The organism is Rahnella perminowiae, assembly GCF_019049755.1.
In the GTDB taxonomy this organism is placed as follows: domain Bacteria; phylum Pseudomonadota; class Gammaproteobacteria; order Enterobacterales; family Enterobacteriaceae; genus Rahnella; species Rahnella perminowiae.
Genome location: NZ_JAFMOS010000141.1, coordinates 1 through 1,013, shown reverse-complemented (window position 1 = coordinate 1,013; position 1,013 = coordinate 1). Strand labels below are relative to the sequence as shown.

Annotated in this window: 1 protein-coding gene; it reads right to left on the bottom strand. The window is 37.6% G+C overall.

Annotation, left to right across the window (positions count from 1 at the left end; translation table 11 throughout):
- Positions 1–607: reverse transcriptase domain-containing protein (locus tag J1785_RS00755; protein WP_238483013.1), on the bottom strand; the 607-nt coding region annotated here is incomplete at its 3' end.
- Positions 608–1,013 lie beyond the last annotated feature (406 nt).

Genomic DNA, 1,013 nt, shown 5'->3' with positions numbered 1-1,013 from the left:
TGTATAAGAGACAGGATATACAAAGATCGTCAGCGTAACGTGTATACGTCAAAGCACGTTTTTTGCAGTATGTAGATACTCGATGGTCAAGCCGTAAACAAACAAGATTGGATAGTGCTGGCGAAGTTGGTGCACCTTGAGGCAAGTAACCTCCTTTAGTGCAAAAAGAAGTAAGGACAAATGCTATATTATTGTTATATCCTATGTTTTTAAATAGTGTATATACGTGCGAAGCTTGGACATTTGTAAAGAAATCTCGTAAATCAAGATTTAATACATATTGATTTCCTTCATGAGGCTTAGCATTATCAAAAATAGATTTGTTTTTTACAAAACCTTTTGCATAAACAGAAGGAGATAGTTTGTCTAAAATGTACCTTAACACCCACCGTTGTATTGCTTTTAGTTCTTTTAGCGGGCTTTCAATATGCCGTATACCACCGGATTTTTTTTCCATTTCAATACGATGATAGTACCTGTCGTTATTAAAGCTAAATTTCGAGATGACTTCTTTTGGAAGCCTAAGTGATTGAGATAAATCGTCCACATCCTCGAGAATAGGAAGAGATAAAAGCTGTTGTGTGTACTTTCCTTGATGGACATTCATTTTTATTTCATCATAGTAGAGGTGTATTGTTCTAACTATAAACTTGTGTGCTAGTTTTTAACGACTACAGCGGGGAAGGATAATGAGCAGACATACCTGATTAAGGTATGGATGCGAAGCATCCTTCCGTAAGGCGGATGTACGAGGAACCCAAATCACGGCGGGAGGGATTTGGGTTACTCGATCATCACGCTATCTCTGAGATGAACTGCGGGAACGGAGAGACTCTCCATCCACTGTGTACTTACTAGTAAACTAGCAAGCCACCTGCTTAAAAACTAGCACACATGGAGATTATATGAGAGAACACTGATCAGTGTCTAGCATATTGTTTATTCATGATTTTTGTTCTTAATTCGGTGAGTGATGATTTCATATGAAAACTATTCATTATGGAATCATACCC